The sequence below is a fragment of the Curtobacterium sp. VKM Ac-1395 genome (genome assembly GCF_015350975.1).
Taxonomy (GTDB): domain Bacteria; phylum Actinomycetota; class Actinomycetes; order Actinomycetales; family Microbacteriaceae; genus Curtobacterium.
This window is the reverse complement of sequence record NZ_JADKRX010000002.1, coordinates 222,004-238,461: the sequence shown is the minus strand read 5'-3', so window position 1 is coordinate 238,461 and position 16,458 is coordinate 222,004. Positions and strand designations below refer to the sequence as shown.

Annotated in this window: 16 protein-coding genes; 12 read left to right on the top strand and 4 right to left on the bottom strand. The window is 73.4% G+C overall.

The genetic code is table 11. From position 1 onward, the window contains the following. Positions 1-1,344, top strand: coding sequence for a M1 family metallopeptidase (locus ITJ68_RS05815; RefSeq protein WP_194660367.1), 1,344 nt, complete (start codon positions 1-3; stop codon positions 1,342-1,344). Here the strand turns inward: ITJ68_RS05815 and ITJ68_RS05810 are convergent. Both ITJ68_RS05810 and ITJ68_RS05805 read right to left on the bottom strand, forming a co-directional pair. Further along, the gene (locus tag ITJ68_RS05810; RefSeq protein ID WP_194660366.1) at positions 1,341-1,919 is read right to left on the bottom strand and encodes a 4'-phosphopantetheinyl transferase family protein; all 579 of its coding nucleotides are present in this window, start codon (positions 1,917-1,919) and stop codon (positions 1,341-1,343) included. The genes ITJ68_RS05815 and ITJ68_RS05810 overlap by 4 nt on opposite strands. Before the next feature lie 109 nt (positions 1,920-2,028). After that, positions 2,029-2,232 carry a hypothetical protein gene (locus ITJ68_RS05805; RefSeq protein ID WP_071274881.1) on the bottom strand — a complete coding sequence of 68 codons (204 nt, stop codon included), beginning with the start codon at positions 2,230-2,232 and terminating at the stop codon, positions 2,029-2,031. Between the two features lie 217 nt (positions 2,233-2,449). Here ITJ68_RS05805 and ITJ68_RS05800 point away from each other — a divergent pair, with 217 nt between their 5' ends. The 5 genes from ITJ68_RS05800 (at position 2,450) to ITJ68_RS05780 (ending at position 8,055) form a co-directional block, all read left to right on the top strand. Beyond that, a complete protein-coding gene (locus ITJ68_RS05800; RefSeq protein ID WP_194660365.1) occupies positions 2,450-4,453 on the top strand; it encodes a TPM domain-containing protein in 2,004 nt (667 codons plus the stop codon). A gap of 65 nt (positions 4,454-4,518) precedes the next feature. Next, positions 4,519-5,244, top strand: a complete 726-nt coding sequence (locus tag ITJ68_RS05795; RefSeq protein WP_194660364.1) for a PspA/IM30 family protein — start codon at positions 4,519-4,521, stop codon at positions 5,242-5,244. Between the two features lie 56 nt (positions 5,245-5,300). Further along, complete coding sequence (locus ITJ68_RS05790) at positions 5,301-6,122, top strand: arginase family protein (RefSeq protein WP_194660363.1); 822 nt, start codon at positions 5,301-5,303, stop codon at positions 6,120-6,122. Between the two features lie 154 nt (positions 6,123-6,276). After that, complete coding sequence (locus ITJ68_RS05785) at positions 6,277-7,695, top strand: dihydrolipoyl dehydrogenase family protein (RefSeq protein ID WP_194660362.1); 1,419 nt, start codon at positions 6,277-6,279, stop codon at positions 7,693-7,695. Between the two features lie 3 nt (positions 7,696-7,698). Beyond that, the gene (locus tag ITJ68_RS05780) at positions 7,699-8,055 is read left to right on the top strand and encodes a Fe-S oxidoreductase (protein WP_194625470.1); all 357 of its coding nucleotides are present in this window, start codon (positions 7,699-7,701) and stop codon (positions 8,053-8,055) included. A gap of 902 nt (positions 8,056-8,957) precedes the next feature. On the opposite strand, the gene ITJ68_RS05775 is transcribed toward ITJ68_RS05780, so the two are convergent. Next, on the bottom strand, positions 8,958-9,761 hold the full coding sequence (locus ITJ68_RS05775) for an ABC transporter ATP-binding protein (protein ID WP_323743233.1): 804 nt from the start codon (positions 9,759-9,761) through the stop codon (positions 8,958-8,960). Positions 9,762-9,780: 19 nt separating this feature from the next. Continuing rightward, on the bottom strand, positions 9,781-10,752 hold the full coding sequence (locus tag ITJ68_RS05770; protein WP_323743232.1) for a siderophore-interacting protein: 972 nt from the start codon (positions 10,750-10,752) through the stop codon (positions 9,781-9,783). A gap of 63 nt (positions 10,753-10,815) precedes the next feature. Here ITJ68_RS05770 and ITJ68_RS05765 point away from each other — a divergent pair, with 63 nt between their 5' ends. The 6 genes from ITJ68_RS05765 to ITJ68_RS05740 form a co-directional block, all read left to right on the top strand. Then, complete coding sequence (locus tag ITJ68_RS05765; RefSeq protein WP_194660359.1) at positions 10,816-11,766, top strand: alpha/beta fold hydrolase; 951 nt, start codon at positions 10,816-10,818, stop codon at positions 11,764-11,766. A gap of 61 nt (positions 11,767-11,827) precedes the next feature. After that, positions 11,828-13,375 carry an ABC transporter substrate-binding protein gene (locus ITJ68_RS05760; RefSeq protein WP_194660358.1) on the top strand — a complete coding sequence of 516 codons (1,548 nt, stop codon included), beginning with the start codon at positions 11,828-11,830 and terminating at the stop codon, positions 13,373-13,375. Positions 13,376-13,384: 9 nt separating this feature from the next. Beyond that, positions 13,385-14,335, top strand: coding sequence for an ABC transporter permease (locus tag ITJ68_RS05755; protein ID WP_194660357.1), 951 nt, complete (start codon positions 13,385-13,387; stop codon positions 14,333-14,335). Then, positions 14,335-15,222 carry an ABC transporter permease gene (locus tag ITJ68_RS05750; protein WP_194660356.1) on the top strand — a complete coding sequence of 296 codons (888 nt, stop codon included), beginning with the start codon at positions 14,335-14,337 and terminating at the stop codon, positions 15,220-15,222. Before ITJ68_RS05755 ends, ITJ68_RS05750 begins: the two co-directional genes overlap by 1 nt. Further along, complete coding sequence (locus tag ITJ68_RS05745) at positions 15,219-16,001, top strand: ABC transporter ATP-binding protein (RefSeq protein WP_194660355.1); 783 nt, start codon at positions 15,219-15,221, stop codon at positions 15,999-16,001. The genes ITJ68_RS05750 and ITJ68_RS05745 overlap by 4 nt, the downstream gene beginning before the upstream one ends. Beyond that, positions 15,998-16,458 (top strand): ATP-binding cassette domain-containing protein (locus ITJ68_RS05740; RefSeq protein ID WP_194660354.1); only part of this gene is annotated, 461 nt, incomplete at its 3' end. The genes ITJ68_RS05745 and ITJ68_RS05740, both read left to right, overlap by 4 nt.

The window sequence follows — 16,458 nt, the reverse complement described above, 5'->3', positions numbered from 1 at the left end:
ATGAACCCCGCACCGACCGAGCACGCCGACGCCGACCCGTACACCCCGCACGACGGCGACCGACGGTGGCGGGCGTCGCACTACGAGCTCCGCCTCGACTACCGGGTGTCGACGAACCGCCTCGAGGCCGAGGCCACGATCACCGCCACCGCCGTCACCGCCCTCGACAAGGTCGTGCTCGACCTGCACGGGCTCGGTGTGGACCGGGTCGACGTCGACGGGCAGCGGGCCCGCAAGGCGTCGACGGGCGTGCACAAGCTGACGGTCACCCCGGCGACGCCGATCGCCCCGGGTGACCCGTTCACGATGCACGTGCGGTACAAGGGCGCCCCGCGACCGCTCCGCAGCCCGTGGGGCCAGATCGGCTGGGAGGAACTCACCGACGGCGTCATCGTCGCGTCACAGCCCACCGGCGCCCCGTCCTGGTTCCCGTGCAACGACCGCCCGGACGACAAGGCCACCTACCGCTTCGAGATCACCTGCGAGTCCGGCTACGACGTCGTCGCGAACGGGGAGCTGCTCGGCAGGGAGCGCGCCGGCCGCGGCACCCGGTGGACGTACGCCACGACCGACCCGATGGCGACGTACCTGGCGACCGTGCAGATCGGCCGCTACCGCACCCACACGCTCCGCGACGCCGGCGCCGGCGTCCCGGTCACCGTGCACCACCCCGCCGACCTCACCGCGGCCGCGAAGACGGACTTCGGCCAGGTGCCGGAGATGCTCGCGCTCTTCGCCGACCGGTTCGGCCCGTACCCGTTCCCCGCGTACGGCGTGGTCGTCACCGACGACGAACTCGAGATCCCGCTCGAGGCCCACGGACTCGCCGTCTTCGGCCGCAACCACGTCGACGGCGAGCACGGCACCGACCGGCTCATCGCCCACGAGCTCGCGCACCAGTGGTTCGGCAACTCGGTGACCCTCGGGCGCTGGCGGGACATCTGGCTGCACGAGGGCTTCGCCTGCCACGCCGAGTGGCTCTGGTCCGAGCACCGCGGCGGCGACACGGCGGACGACCTGGCAGCGCGGGCACGGGCGGGCCTGCTCGACCAGCCCGAGGACCTCGTCGTCGCCGACCCCGGCCCGGCGGACCTGTTCGACGACCGGGTCTACAAGCGCGGGGCCCTCGCCCTGCACACCCTCCGGCGGACGGTCGGTGACGATGCCTTCTTCGCCGGGCTCCGCACCGTCACCGACCGGCACCGCCACGGCACGGTCACGCCCGAGGACGTCCACGACGCGTTCGCCGACGCGGCCGACCGCAGCGCGAGCGAGATCGCGGCCGTGCTGGCGCCGTGGATCGACGAGCCGGGCGTCCCGGAGCTGCCGACGCGCCAGCGCTAGCGCTCGCGCTGGTCGTCGAGCACGATCCGCTCGGTGTCGGTCGCCACGGCCAGCACGAGGTCGTCGTCGAGGTGCAGCACCCGTACCCGGTGCACGGCGCCGTCGAGCACGGCGGTGCCCGCGTCGAGGTCGACGTCGACGGCCGCAGGGTCGACACGGAGCCCGCGGCCGTCCCGCTTCAGCACCGCCTCCTTCGCCGCCCAGCACGCCGCCAGTCGGACGGGGTCGGCCCCGTACCGCGCGTGCTCCCCCGGGGTGGACGCGTCGAGCGGCGCCGCGGCCACCCGGGTGACGCGCTCGACGTCGACGCCGAGACCGACGGGCCCCACCGCGAGGGCGAGCACCCCGGGCGTCCTGGACAGGCTCACCCCGACGGCGACACCGTGCACGGTCGCCCAGGGCTGGCCGTGCGTGTCGCTGCCGCAGTGCGCGCACCGGCGGCCGACGGCGGTGGACGCGGGGTCCGCGCCGGTGAGCTCCGCGGTGGACGCGAGGAGGGCCTCCCGGTCGGCTGCACGGGACCGCCCCTGGTGCGCGAGGCGCACCGTCACGGCCTGGAGGCTCCGCTCACCCATGCCCGCAGCGTACGTGGGCAGGTGGTCACCCACGGACGCACACGGGGCGCCGCCATCGCTGGCGGCGCCCCGTGTGCGGCACGGTGCCTCGGGTGCACCGTGGCGTCGATCAGGCGTGCGTGAGCGCGATCAGCGCCACGTTCATCGTGGAGTACTGGCCCTCGGACCGCGTGGCCTGACGGACACGTCCCCGCAGGACCTCGTACCGGCCGTTGTGCTCCCGCACGAAGCCGATCACGCCGCTCGCCGGTGTCGACACCCGGTGGAAGCCGTCCTCCAACGGGACGACCTCGGTGTTCATCGTTCGTTCCATCTGCAGACCCCTTTCGTCGTCGAAACGGTCACTTGCGCCGATGGTACCCCTCGTCGGGGGACAGATCCCGTCCCCCGACGCAGTCTGTCCACAGGCATGGTGGTTCTGGGGGAACGCGTGCGCTGCCTGGATACACTTCGGGCGACGGCGCTCCCTCCGCGGCACACCGGGCCTCCCGGGCCGCGGGCGCGGGCGCTGCCGGACGGACGGAGAACGGATGCGAGCGGTCCAGCGTGGATCGGACACCAGGCGGTCGAGCACGGACAGGGGGACGTCCGGGCGGTGGGCGGCGCGCGTCGCCGCTGCCCTCGTCGCGGCGTTCCTGGTCGTGGCACCGGCGACGGCAGCGCAGGCGACCGCACCGGTCGACCTCGGCGGCGCCTACGTCCTCGACGATGCCGACGCCCTGACCGGAGCGCAACAGGCCTCGGTGGAACGCGCGGTCCGGGACCTGGCCGACCAGACCGACACGCAGCTCTACGTCGTGTTCGTGCCGGAGTTCACCGACCCGACCGACCACACCGCCTGGGGCGACGCGACCATGTCGCAGAACCAGATCGACTCCAACGGCATCCTGCTCTCCATCGCCACCCAGGCGCGCACGTACGACGTCCAGCAGACGAACGAGACCTCGATCTCCGCGTCGGACGTGCAGTCCGCGGTGAACGACGACCTCATCCCGAAGCTCCGGGACAACGACTGGGCCGGCGCGGCGACCGCGTTCGCCACCGGGCTCGGCGACAGCCAGGAGCCCGCGAACCTGACGGGGCTCTGGATCGCGCTGCTCGTCATCGTCGTCGCGATCGTCGTCGTGGTGCTGGTCATCCGCCGACGCAACCTCCGCCGCCGGGCCGAGGCCACCCGGGCACAGGCGGCGTCGCTCGCCGACCTCGAACGCACCGCCGGTGGGGCACTCGTCACCATCGACGACGAGCTCCGCACCGCTGAACAAGAGGTCGGCTTCGCCACCGCCCAGTTCGGTGCCGAGGCGGCCGAACCGTTCGCCAAGGCCGTCGCCGCCGCCAAGAAGGACGTCCGCCGGGCGTTCACGTTCCAGCAGCAGCTCGACGACGAGATCCCCGACTCCCCGCAGCAGCGCGCCGAGTGGTCGAACCAGATCATCCAGATCTGCGAACAGGCACACGCGTCCATCGAGCAGCAGACGGAGTCGTTCGACCAGCTCCGCTCGCTCGAGGACGGCGTCGAGGGCGCCGCTGCGGCCCTCGGCGACGCCGTCCGGGCGGCACCGGCCGAGCTCGCTGCTGCCGCCACCGCCCTCGACCGTGTCCGCGCGGCGTACGGCGGCCGCACCCTGGCCTCGGTCGCCGATGCGGTGGACCAGGCCCACGAGGTCCTCACGTTCGCCACCGAACGCTCCCAGGCCGCCGACGCCGCCATCGCGAGCGGTGACAGGGGCCAGGCCGTCGTCGCCGTCCGTGACGCCCAGCACGCCCTGGCCCAGGTCCAGCAGCTGACCGCCAGTGCCACCGGTGCCGAGGCCACCTTCCGCGAAGCGTCAGCCCGCGTCGACGCCATGCGCCTCGACATCCAGGGCGACGTCGCCGCGGCACGGGCCATGCGCACGACCACCCCCGAGCTCGCTGCCGCGGTCGTCACCGCCGAGACCGTCCTCCGCGAACGGCTCGACCCGAAGGACCCGATCGCCGCGGTCGACTCGCTCACCCGCGCGAACACCGAGATCGACGCGGCCCTGGCCTCCGCCCGCACCGCGCAGGAGCAGCAGCAGCGCGCGCAGCAGGCCCTGAACGCCGCCCTGCGCGACGCCCGCACCCGCATCAGCCAGGCGCGCGAGTTCATCTCGCTGCGCCGTGGTGGTGTCGGCCCCACGGCACGGACCCGGCTGTCCGAAGCCGAACGCGCGCTCGACGACGCCGTGCAGCTCGCCACCCACGACCCACAGCAGGCACTCCAGGCTGCCCGGGCGGCGGAGCAGTACGCCGCAGCCGCGATGGACGAAGCCGGCAACGACATGGGCGGCTGGCCCGGCGCGGGCGGTGGCGGCAACGGCGCCCAGCTCGGCGGGCTCGTCACCGGCATCGTGCTCGGCGGGCTCCTCGGCGGCCGCGGCGGCAGCTACGGCGGCGGCTCGTTCGGCGGCGGGGGCTTCGGCGGGGGCGGAGGCGGCTTCGGCGGGGGCGGCGGCTTCGGCGGAGGCGGAGGCGGCGGGGGCGGCGGCTTCTCCGGCGGCGGCCGGTTCTGACCCGTCAGCGCCCACTCGACTCCCCCACGAACACCCAGCAGACCACCCCAGGAAAGGGAACAGCAATGGCAAAGCAGTCCATCTTCGGTCGCATCTCCGGACTCGTCCGGGCGAACGTCAACCAGCTCATCGACAACGCGGAAGACCCGCAGATGATGCTCGACCAGCTCGTGCGCGACTACACGAACAACATCGCCGACGCCAAGAGCGCCATCGCGCAGACGATCGGCAACCTCCGCCTGCTCGAGCAGGACAACGAGGAAGACATCCGCGCGGCACAGGAGTGGGGCCAGAAGGCCGCCAACGCGTCCGTCGCCGCCGACAAGTACCGCGCCGAGGGCAAGTCCGCCGACGCCGACAAGTTCGACAACCTCGCCAAGATCGCCATCGGCAAGCAGATCGCCGCCGAGCAAGAGGTCAAGGACAACGCGTCGCCGCTCGCCACGCAGAACGAGCAGGTCGACAAGCTCAAGCAGGGCCTCGCCGGCATGGAGCAGAAGCTCGAGGAGCTCAAGGCCAAGCGCAACAGCCTGGTCGCCCGCGCCAAGACGGCAGAGGCCCAGTCGAAGGTCAACGACGCCGTCGGCAACATCGACGTCACCGACCCGACGAGCGACCTCGCACGCTTCGAGGAGAAGGTCCGCCGCGAAGAGGCCAAGGTGATCGGCCAGCAGGAACTCCAGGCATCGAGCCTCGACGCCCAGTTCGAGAGCCTCGAGGACGTCGGCCGCGACGCCGAGGTCGAGGCCCGTCTCGCCGCGCTGAAGTCGGGCGGCTCCTCGACGATCTAGTCGAGTCTGAGAGCGACATCCGCGACGACGCCGGACCCGCCTGACAGGATGAGGACATGCAGTTCCTCGTCGTCGGTCAGTGGCAGGGTTCGGCGTCGTCGCGTGCGATGCGCCTCGGCGACGGCGCGACCGCGATCGCAGCCGACCTCCCCCGCGCCGCCACCACCGTCGTCGACGTCCCGGTCGGAGCCGGCGACCGCCTCGAGACCGCCGTCGCGCGGTACTCCTCGGTGCTGCAGGTCGCGGACCGCGTCGCACAGGAGGTCGCCATCGCCAGCGAGCCGGTGCTCGTGATCGGCGGCGACGGCGCCAGTGTCCTCGGCGGCAGCGTCGCGCTCGCAACCGGCACCGCCTTCGTGCGGATCTCGGGCTCCAGCGGCTACCGCCCCCTCAACCGTGCGCAGCCCGTCGCCGCCGAGACCGCGGCGCTCCGGCTGCTGGTCGACCGCCCGGCCGACCTCTTCCCCGACCTGCCGACCGTGCCCGCCGGGTCCGTCGTCCTCGCTGGCACCCGCGGGGTGGAGGACGCCGAGGTGAACGCCGTCACCCGCGCCGGGATCCACCACCTCGACGTCGACGCCGCGACGCCGGAGGCCCTCGCCGCCGCGGTCGACGCCACCGGCGCGCACTCCGTCTACGTGCACGTCGACCTCGACGTCCTCGACCCGTCCGAGGTCGACGGCCTGCTCGAACCCGTGCCGTTCGGCCTCGACGGCGCCGGGCTCGTCGAGCGCATCCAGGCGGCGACCCGCGGCCGTCGGCTCGTCGGCGCGGCGATCACCGGCTTCGCCCCCGTCGACCCGGACCGGGCGGTCGACGACATGGGCGTCATCCTGCGGGCCGTCGGTGCCCTGTCGGCGGCGTCACGCGTGTCCTGAGGGCAGTCCTGACCACGCTCGCTGCGGATCACCACGGGGCCCGCTCCTGATCACCACCGTGCCTGCTCCTGATCACCACGGGGCCCGCTCCTGATCACCACCGGGGCACAGCCCGTTCGGCGGGGGCCATGCCGGTCCGCGTACGCTCGGCGACATGACGGACTACGACCTCATCGTGATCGGAGCCGGCGCTGTCGGCGAGAACGTGGCGGACTACGCCCACAAGCGCGGCCTGTCGGTCGCCGTGGTGGAGGCGGAGCTCGTCGGCGGCGAGTGCTCCTACTGGGCGTGCATGCCCTCGAAGGCACTCCTCCGCAGCGGCCACGCCCTCGCAGCGGCACGGCGACTCGACGGCGCGAAGCAGGCCGTGACCGGGACGCTCGACGCCGCCGCCGTGCTGGCCCGCCGCACCTCGTTCACGAGCGACTGGGACGACAGCAGCCAGGTCGCCTGGCTCGAGTCCGCCGACATCGCCCTGCTCCGCGGCCACGCCCGGATCACCGGCCCGAAGACGCTCGAGGTCACCGGCCCCGACGGCCAGGTCGAGACCCACACCGCCCGTGCGGCGGTCGCGGTCGTCACCGGGTCGCTGCACACGCTGCCGCCGATCGACGGCCTCGCGGACGCGAAGCCGTGGGGCACCCGCGAGGGCACCAGCGCCCGCCAGGTCCCCGAGAGCCTCATGGTCATCGGTGGCGGCGTCGCCGGGTCCGAGCTGGCCACCGCCTGGGCCTCACTCGGCGCGAAGGTCACCCTGGTGGCCCGCCACGGTCTGCTCGGCGGCATGGAGCCGTTCGCCGGTGAGCTCGTCGCCGACGCGATGCGCGCCTCCGGCATCGACGTCCGCACCGGCGTCAACCCGACCCGCGTCGACCGCGACGAGCACGGCCTGGTCACGACGACCCTCGACGACGGCACCACCGTCATCACCAGCGAGGTCCTCGCCGCCACCGGCCGTGCCGCGCACACGAAGGACCTCGGCCTCGAGTCCGTCGGGCTGACCGCCGGCGACTGGCTCGACGTCGACGACACCATGCTCGTCACCGGCACCGATTGGCTGTACGCCGTCGGGGACGTGAACCACCGCGTGCTCCTCACCCACCAGGGCAAGTACCAGGCCCGGGCCGCCGGTGAGGCCATCGCCGCCCGCTTCCAGGGCACCCCGCTGCACACCGAGCCGTGGGGCGCCCACGTGGCCACCGCCGACCACGCCGCCGCGCCGCAGGTCACCTTCACCGACCCCGAGGTCGCCAGCGTCGGCCTCACCGAGGAGAAGGCCAAGCAGCAGGGACTCAACGTCCGCGTCGTCGAGTACGAGCTCGGCAGCATCGCCGGCGCCGCACTGCAGGCCGACGGTTACGTCGGCCGGGCGAACATGGTCGTGGACGAGGACCGCAAGGTCGTCGTCGGCATGACCTTCGTCGGCCAGGACGTCGCCGAGATGCTGCAGGGCGCGACCATCGCCGTCGTCGGCGAGGTCCCGATCGACCGCCTCTGGCACGCCGTCCCCGCCTACCCGACGATGAACGAGATCTGGCTGCGCCTGCTCGAGACCTACGGCCGCCCGGAGTAGCGAGTGCGCAACCCCCTGCTCGACTCCCCCGTCTCGCGGGTCGGTTGGCTGTTCGGCACGCTCGTCGGTCTCGCCGTCGGGCTGCCCCTGTCGACCGGCCCCGTCCGGGTCGTCGACGGGCTGATCGTCTGCACGGGGCTGCCGCGCTGGGTGTTCCGGCGTGGCGGCACCTGCGTCGGGTCCGTCTACCTGACACGCGACAACGACGGCCCCCGGGTGCTCCGCCACGAGCGGGTGCACGTGGCGCAGTGGCGGCGGTACGGCATGCTCATGCCGGTGCTCTACGCGGCCGCGGGCCGCGACCCCCTGCGCAACCGTTTCGAGGTCGAGGCCGGCCTGGAGGACGGCGGCTACCGCTGACCTCCGGCTCACCACCGGACGGGAGGCCCGTGGCGGCCCCGCACCGCGCCTCCCGCCCGCCGACCGGTCACGACACCCCGCCAGCACGCCGCCGACCGGTCGCGACTCGTCGGCCGGCGGCCACTCGGCCGACGGAACGCGACCACTCGCCGACCCTGAGCGGGGCGTCCCGACCCTTCACACCCGCTGAGATCGCACTTCGTGTCGGCTCGGCTCCGGCCGACCCGACACGAAGTGCGATCTCACCACCGGACCGATTGGTCACGACACCCCGTCGGCGTGCCGCCGACCGGTCACGACCCGTCGGTCGGCGGCCTCCCGGCCGACCGAACGCGACCCCTCGCCGACCGTGAGCGGGGTGTTCCGACCACTCGCCCCGCAGCACCGTTCCGGCACGACCGCCGGACGGGAGGCTCGTGGCGGCCCCGCACCGCGCCTCCCGCTCGCCGACCGGTCACGACACCTCGCCGGCACGCCGCCCACTGGTCACGACACCCCGCCGGCGTGCCGCAGACCGGTCACGACACCCCGTCGGCACGCCGCCCACTGGTCACGACACCCCGCCGACGTGCCGCCGACTGGTCGCGACACCCCGTCGGCGTGCCGCCGAACGGTCACGACCCGTCGGCCGACGGCCTCCTGGCCGACGGAACGCGACCACTCGCCGACCGTGAGCGGGGCGTTCCGCCCCTCCGCCCCCGCTGAGATCGCCTTTCGTGTCGGCTCGGCTCCAGCCGACCCGACACGAAGTGCGATCTCACCACCGGACCGACTGGTCACGACACCCCGTCGGCGTGCCGCCGAACGGTCACGACCCGTCGGCCGGCGGCCTGACGGCCGACGGAACGCGACCGACCGCCGAACGCGAGCGGGGCGTCCCGACCACTCGGCGCAGCTCGGCCTCAGCGCGCGCGACGCGGCACGACGAGCGGCGTGCCGGTCTCGGGGTCGGGAACGACGACGCAGGGCAGGCCGAAGACGTCCTCGACGAGGTCAGCCGTCAGCACGGCGGCCGGCGAGCCCTGCGCCACGACCGCGCCCTCGCGCATCGCGATGACGTGCGTGGCGTACCGCGCTGCCTGGTTCAGGTCGTGCAGGACCGCGACGACCGTCCGGCCCGCCGCGTGCAGCGCTGCCGCGAGCTCGAGGACGTCGTACTGGTGCGCGATGTCGAGGAACGTCGTGGGCTCGTCGAGCAGCACGATGTCGGTCTCCTGCGCCAGCACCATCGCGATCCAGACGCGCTGCCGCTGCCCTCCGGAGAGCTCGTCGACACCGCGGTCCGCGAGGTCGACGGTGTCGGTCTGCGCCAACGCCTGCTGCACGGCGGCACGGTCGGACCCGGAGGACGGGTGGAAGAGGTCCTGGTGTGGGAAGCGTCCGCGGGACACGAGGTCGCGGACGGTGATGCCGTCGGGGGCGATCGGCGTCTGCGGGAGCATCGCCACGCGGCGCGCGACCGCCTTGGGGCGGTAGGACCCGAGCGGTGCGCCGTCCAGGAACACGGTGCCGGCGCTCGGCTTCAGCGTGCGCGCGAAGGCCTTCAGCAGCGTGGACTTCCCGCACGCGTTCGGGCCGACGATGACGGTGAGCTCGCCGTCCGGCACGTCGACGTCGAGACCGTCCACCACGACGCGGTCGTCGTACGCGAGCGTCAGGCCGCGAGCACCGAGCGCCGTCGTGGGGACGGCGCCGACGGCGGGCACGGCGGGAGCGGACACCGGGCTAGTTCTCGGCCTTGCCGTGCCGCCAGTAGCCCATGAAGGCGACCTGCTTGCGGTCGAGGCCGACGCCTCGCACGAGGTGGCGGCGGAGCTCCTTGATGCAGGCGGCCTCGCCCGCGATCCAGGCGTAGACGGGACGGTGCGACTCGGCGGTGGGGACGTCCCACAGCGTCTGGTGGTCGACGTCCACGTCCGCGAGCTCCACGTCGGCGACGTCCACCCCGGCGACGGCGGCCCCGGCGACGCCCGGACCGACGACGCCTGCCCCGGCGACCGGGACGAGACCCGACGTCGACAGCGGCGACACCGCGCTCGACGCCCACGCGTGCACGTGGTCGGTCATCCGGACGCCGTGCGAGGCACCGTTGCGGGCGATCCAGCGGACCTCGACCCCGGCGGGCGCGGTCACCGGCAGCCGGTCGGCGTCCGTGGGGACCTCGATGAAGACGTGGCCGACGGTGGTGACGTCGAGTGCCTCGAGGATGGCGCAGATCGCGGGCGCAGCGGTCTCGTCACCGGCGAGCAGGATCCGGTTGGCCGCACCCGGCGCGAACTCGGCGGCACCGGAGGGCAGCTCGTCCGGGGAGGACGGCACGGCGGGTCCGACGATGCGGAGCTCGTCGCCGACAGCGCACCCGGCGACCCAGCGCGACGCTGGTCCGGTGTCACCGTGGGCGACGAAGTCGATGTCGAGCTCGCGGGCATCGGGGCGGAAGGACCGGACGGTGTACGTGCGGAGCGGGTTCCGCGTGTCGTCAGGCAGGGCACGCCAGGCCGTGTACCACTCCTCGCCGTCGGGCAGGTCGGTGAACCCGTGCCCGGGGATCGGCAGGACGACCTTGATCCGCTGGTCGAGTCCGACCGAGGAGAACGCGCCGAGCTCGTCGCCCGTGAGCGTCACCCGCACGAAGTGGGGCGTGAGCGAGGACACGGCTGCCACGCGGACGGAGAACACACGGTACCGGGCTGCCACACCAGAAGTATGGCATGCCTTACCTAAGCCAGCCAAGAGTCCGCGCGGTGCGAGACTGGCCGTGTGCACGACGACGACGAGTTCCGGGACCTGCCCGACCTGGCCCGCGCGAGCGGCGTGACGGAGCCGCTGCGAGCCTCCCGGCAGGAGATCCCGGCCACGCCGGGACCCGACGGACACGGTGCGGTCTCCGCGATCCGCTGGCAGGACCCCGCGGACGCCGGCCGGGAGGCCCGGGTCGTCTACCTGCACGGGCTCGGCATCGACGCCCACAGCTTCGACCAGACGGCGATCGCCGTCGGCGAGCCGGCGGTCGCACTCGACCTGCCCGGCCACGGGCGCTCGGCCTGGCGGGACGACGCCGACTACGCGGCGTCCGCCACCGCCCCCGCGGTGCTCGCTGCGCTCGACACGCTCGCGGTGCCGCCCGGCGTGGTCGTGGGGCACTCGCTCGGCGCGATCCTGGCGGCCCGGATCGCGGCGACGGCGCCGGAGCGCGTCACCGGCCTGGTGCTCGTCGACATGTCGCCGGACTTCGCCCAGCGCGCCGTCGACCGGATCGCGCGGGCGCTGGAGTCCGAGCCGCCGTTCGAGGACCTCGACGAGGTCGTCGACCGCGCAGTCGAGGCCAGGGTCGGGGACGACCGCCAGGTGCTCCTCCGGGAGGCCCGGCACACGACCCGCCTCGGCGCGGACGGACGGCTGGTCCGGCGGCACCACTTCCCGCACCTGCCGGCCGGACGGACCTCGTCCGTCGGGCGGTTCGCGGACGCGTGGCCGGACCTGGAGTCGCTCGACGTGCCGGTCCTGCTCGTCCGCGGCGACCGCGGCTACGTCTCCCCGAAGCTCGTCACGACCTTCGCCGACCGGCTGCCGGCCGCGACCATCGTCACCGTGGAGGCCCGGCACGCCGTCCAGACGCAGGCGCCGCTCGACCTGGCGGCCGCCATCCGGGAATGGGGCGTCCGCAACCAATTGTTGTACGGCGTCGAACAGCGCTCGCAGCGCCGGTAGATTCTTCCGAGCGCGCGCGACGACCGTCGCTCCCCGTGCGCCCGGAAGGAACACACCACCCATGCGCCCCTCCCTCCCCCGCGTCGGTCGGCAGCACGTCCGTCGCTCGGTCCTCGCCGCGACCGCGATCGCCGTGGCGGCGACCGTCGCCCTCGCCGGGTGCACCGGCTCGACGACGCCCACGGGCGGCAGGGACGCGACCGTGCGCGTCGGCCTGGTGCTCGAACCGACCAGCCTCGACATCCGCACGCAGTCCGGGGCGGCGCTCGACCAGGTCCTCATCGACAACGTGTACCAGGGACTCGTCGGCCGGACCGCGACGGGCGGGATCCGCGACGTGCTGGCGGCGAAGCACGAGGTCTCCGACGACGGCCGCACGTACACGTTCACGCTCCGCGAGGGCATCACCTTCCAGGACGGCAAGCCCGTCACCGCCGCCGACGTCGTCTGGTCGATCGAGCAGGTCAAGGGCAACGACTCCTACGTCGACTCGGCCAAGCTCGCCGGGGTCAGCTCCATCGCGTCGCCGTCGTCCGACACCGTCGTGCTGACGCTGGCGAAGCCGGACTCGGACCTGCTCTTCAACCTGACCGGTCGCGCCGGGCTCGTGCTCGAGAAGGCCGCGGACAACGACCTGTCGGACAGCGCGAACGGCACCGGCCCGTTCGAGGTCACGAACTGGAAGCAGGGCGACTCGCTGACCTTCACCCGGAACGCGGACTACTGGGGCACGAAGGCGAAGGTCAAGTCGATCGTCTTCCGGTACATCACCGACCCGTCGACGGCCGTGAACGCAATGGCGAACGGGGACGTGGACGTGCTGAACCCCGTCGACGGCACGCTGAAGAGCCAGCTGCAGGGCAACCCCGACATCGCGCTGCACTCCGGCAAGACGACCGACAAGTACACGCTCGCGTTCAACGACGCCAAGGCGCCCTTCACCGACAAGCGGGTCCGCCAGGCGATCCGGCAGGCCATCGACCCGAAGGCGCTCATCAAGGCCATCGGCGGCACGGGCGTCGAGCAGGGCGGCCCGATCCCCGAGCTCGACCCCGGGTACGAGGACCTCACCGACGTCGACGCGTACGACCCGTCGAACGCGAAGGAGCTCCTCGCCGCGGCCGGGGCGCAGGACCTGAAGCTCACCCTGACCTACGCCAACGTCTACCCGGCGACCATCGGGGACGTGCTGACGTCCCAGCTCGCCGACGTCGGCATCACCCTGACCGTCAAGCGCGTCGACTTCGCCACCTGGCTGTCGTCGGTGTTCCAGGCGCCGAAGTCCGGCGTCCGTGACTTCGACCTGTCGATGGTCGACCACGTCGAGGCCCGGGACTTCGGCAACTGGGCGAACCCGGACTACTACTTCGGCTACGACAACGCACGGGTGCAGGCGCTCTACGCCGAGTCCGTCGCGACGACGTCCGCGTCCGAGAAGGCCGCCGCGCTGAAGAAGGCCGCGCGGATCGTCAGCGAGGACGCGGCCGGCGAGTGGCTGTACACGGCCACGGAGATCACGGCGATCCGGAAGGGCGTCACCGGGTTCCCGGTCGACGGCGGGAACTCGCGGCTCGACCTGTCGGGGCTCGCGGTCGCGCAGGGCAACTAGCATCGTCCCGTGACCCGGTTCCTCATCGGGCGGGTGCTCCTGCTCGTCGTCGGCCTCCTCGTGGCGAGCGTCATCATCTTCGCCACGCTCCGCGTGCTGCCCGGTGACGTCGCCCAGGTCGTCGCGGGCACCCAGTCGACGCCCGCGCAGGTCGAGGAGCTCCGCCGCCAGCTCGGTCTCGACCGACCCGTGGTGCTGCAGTACCTCGACTGGATCGGCGGCGTCGTCACCGGGGACCTCGGCAGGTCCCTCGTGACGAACGGCGCGGTCGGTCCGGAGATCGCCGCGAAGCTCGGCGTGACGCTGCCGCTGGCGGGGATGTCCCTCGCCGCGGCGCTCGTGCTCGGGGTCCCGCTCGGGGTCCTCGCCGCGGTGCTGCGTCGCCGCGCCGGTGGGGCGATCATCGCGTTCGTGGCCCAGGCCGTCGCCGCGGTCCCGGTCGTCTGGGCCGGCATGCTCCTCGTCGCGCTGTTCGCCGTGACGCTGCACTGGCTGCCGACGCAGGGCTTCCCGCTCGACGGCTGGTCGGAACCCGGGCGGGCGTTCTCGTCGCTCGTGCTGCCGGCGCTGACGATCGGCGCCGTCGAGGGTGCCGTCATCCTCCGCTTCACGCGCTCCGCGACGCTCTCCGTGCTCGACGCCGACCACATCCGCACCGCCGCGGCCGTGGGGCTCACCCGCACGCAGGCGCTGCTCCGGCACGGGCTCGGGTCGGTCGCGCTGACCGTGCTCGCGGTCCTCGGCGTGCAGATCGCCGGCCTCCTGGTCGGCGCGGTCGTCGTCGAGCAGCTGTTCTCGCTCCCCGGGGTCGGCCGGATGCTCGTCACCGACGTCGGCCGCCGTGACGTCACGAAGGTGCAGTCGGAGCTGCTCGTGCTGACCGGGCTCGTGCTGGTCGTCGGCTTCGCGGTCGACGTCGTGCACCGCGCACTCGACCCCCGGCAGCGGGAGGCCACCTGATGACCGGATCCGGCATCCGCCGACTCCTCCACCGCCCCACCGGGGTCTTCGCCGTGGTCGTCCTCGGGCTCCTCGTGGTGCTCGCCGCCGTGTCGCTCGTCTGGACGCCCCAGGACCCGTTCCGCGCCGACCCGTTCCACCAGTGGGACCCGCCGAGTGCCGCGCACTGGTTCGGCACCGACGGTATCGGTCGCGACATCGCCAGCTACCTGCTCGCGGGCACCAGGACGACGGTGCTCGTCGCTGTCGGCTCCGGGGCCATCGCCAGCGTCGTCGGCATCGTGCTCACCGCGATCGGCTCCCTCACCGTTCGCTGGGTCCGCGAGGGCACGGCCGTGCTCCTCGACATCCTCGTCGCGTTCCCCACGCTGCTGACGGCGATGCTCCTCACCGCGGTGTTCGGCGGCTCGCTCGGCGTGGTGATCCTGTCCGTCGGACTGGCGTTCGGCGTGACGATCGCCCGGGTCGCCCGCGGGGAGATCCGCCGCATCGCCAGGAGCGACTACGTCACGGCGGCCAGGGCCTCCGGCGTCGGGCCCGGCGGGGTGCTGCTGCGCCACCTGGTGCCGAACGCGGCGCCGCTGTTCACCGTGCAGCTGTCGCTCGCGATGGCCACGGCGGTCCTCGCCGAGGCCGGGCTCTCCTACCTCGGCTACGGCGCGGGATCGGGGACGGCGTCGTGGGGCACCCTGCTGTCCGACCTGCAGCCCTACATCGGCGTGCACCCGTGGAGCGCGACCTGGCCCGGCGCCGCCATCGCCCTCGTCGTGATGGCGCTCTCGCTGCTCGGGGACGCCATCCGCGACGCCTCCGACCCGCGGCTCACCACCGGCGACCGCGCGAGCGACACCGAGCGCGCCACCGCCGTGCCGGGGGTGACCGCGTGAACGCCGCAGCGACCGGACTCGAGGTCCGTGGCCTGTCGGTCCGGATCGCGGGGCGGACGGTGCTCGACGACGTGACGTTCACCGTGCCTCCCGGCGGTCGCGTCGGCGTGATCGGCGCGTCCGGTTCCGGGAAGTCCATGACCTCCCTGGCCCTGATGGGGCTGGAACCGACCGGGGCGGACGTGACGGGGTCGGTGCGGCTCGACGGCGAGGAGCTGCTCGGACTGCCGGACCGGGCGCGCGCGGCGTACCGCGGAGCGCGCATCGGGATGGTGTTCCAGGAGCCGGGCACGGCCCTCGATCCCCTGCGTCGCGTCGGGAAGCAGATCGCGGAGCCCCTCCGGCTGCACCGCGGGCTCGACCGGCGCGCGGCGGACGCAGCGGCGCTGGAGTTCGCCGTCGCGGTCGGGCTGCCCGACCCCGAGTCCCTGCTTCGCCAGTGGCCGCACCAGCTCTCCGGTGGACAGCGGCAGCGGATCTGCATCGCGATGGCGCTGGCCGGGTCGCCGCAGCTCATCGTGGCGGACGAACCCACCACCGCGCTCGACGTCACGACCGAGGCGCGGATCCTCGACCTGCTGCGCGGCCTGGACGTGTCGCTGCTGTTCGTCACGCACGACCTTGCGGTGCTCGCGCAGATCGCCGACTCCGTCGTCGTGCTCGACGCCGGTCGTGTCGTCGAGACGGGTTCCGTCGCCGACCTGCTCGCCCGGCCGCAGCACCCCACCACACGGGCGCTCGTCGCGGCAGCCCGTGCCACCGCCAGGAGGACCCCGTGACCGACGCCCTCACCGCCGTCGGCCTGCACCGGACGTACCGACTGCCCCGCCGTGGGCCCTTCGAGCCCGGACCGATCCGCACCGCCGTCGACGGCGTCGACCTGGTCGTCCCGGCCGGTGCCCGGCTCGGGATCGTCGGGGAGTCCGGGTCCGGCAAGTCGACCCTCGTCCGGCTCCTCGCCGGCCTGGAGGCCCCGACCGCCGGCACCGTGACCGCCTCCGGTCGTCCGGTGGTCGCGTCCGCCTCCGCTGCCGCGATGCGGTGGTTCCGGCGGGAGACCGGGGTGGTGTTCCAGGATCCCTACGCGTCGCTCGACCCGAGGATGCGCGTCGGGCAGATCGTCGCGGAGCCGCTGCGGGCGATGCGGGTGCCGGTGTCGGGTTCTGGTTCTGGTTCTGGTTCTGGTTCTGGTTCTGGTTCTGGTTCTGGTTCTGGTTCTGGTTCTGGTTCTGGTTC

Bases quoted from the DNA above. Each gene is read 5' to 3' on its own strand.
- ITJ68_RS05815 (WP_194660367.1), top strand. From the start codon at position 1: ATGAACCCCGCACCGACCGAGCACGCCGACGCCGACCCGTACACCCCG.
- ITJ68_RS05810 (WP_194660366.1), bottom strand. From the start codon at position 1,919: ATGGGTGAGCGGAGCCTCCAGGCCGTGACGGTGCGCCTCGCGCACCAG.
- ITJ68_RS05805 (WP_071274881.1), bottom strand. From the start codon at position 2,232: ATGGAACGAACGATGAACACCGAGGTCGTCCCGTTGGAGGACGGCTTC.
- ITJ68_RS05800 (WP_194660365.1), top strand. From the start codon at position 2,450: ATGCGAGCGGTCCAGCGTGGATCGGACACCAGGCGGTCGAGCACGGAC.
- ITJ68_RS05795 (WP_194660364.1), top strand. From the start codon at position 4,519: ATGGCAAAGCAGTCCATCTTCGGTCGCATCTCCGGACTCGTCCGGGCG.
- ITJ68_RS05790 (WP_194660363.1), top strand. From the start codon at position 5,301: ATGCAGTTCCTCGTCGTCGGTCAGTGGCAGGGTTCGGCGTCGTCGCGT.
- ITJ68_RS05785 (WP_194660362.1), top strand. From the start codon at position 6,277: ATGACGGACTACGACCTCATCGTGATCGGAGCCGGCGCTGTCGGCGAG.
- ITJ68_RS05760 (WP_194660358.1), top strand. From the start codon at position 11,828: ATGCGCCCCTCCCTCCCCCGCGTCGGTCGGCAGCACGTCCGTCGCTCG.
- ITJ68_RS05750 (WP_194660356.1), top strand. From the start codon at position 14,335: ATGACCGGATCCGGCATCCGCCGACTCCTCCACCGCCCCACCGGGGTC.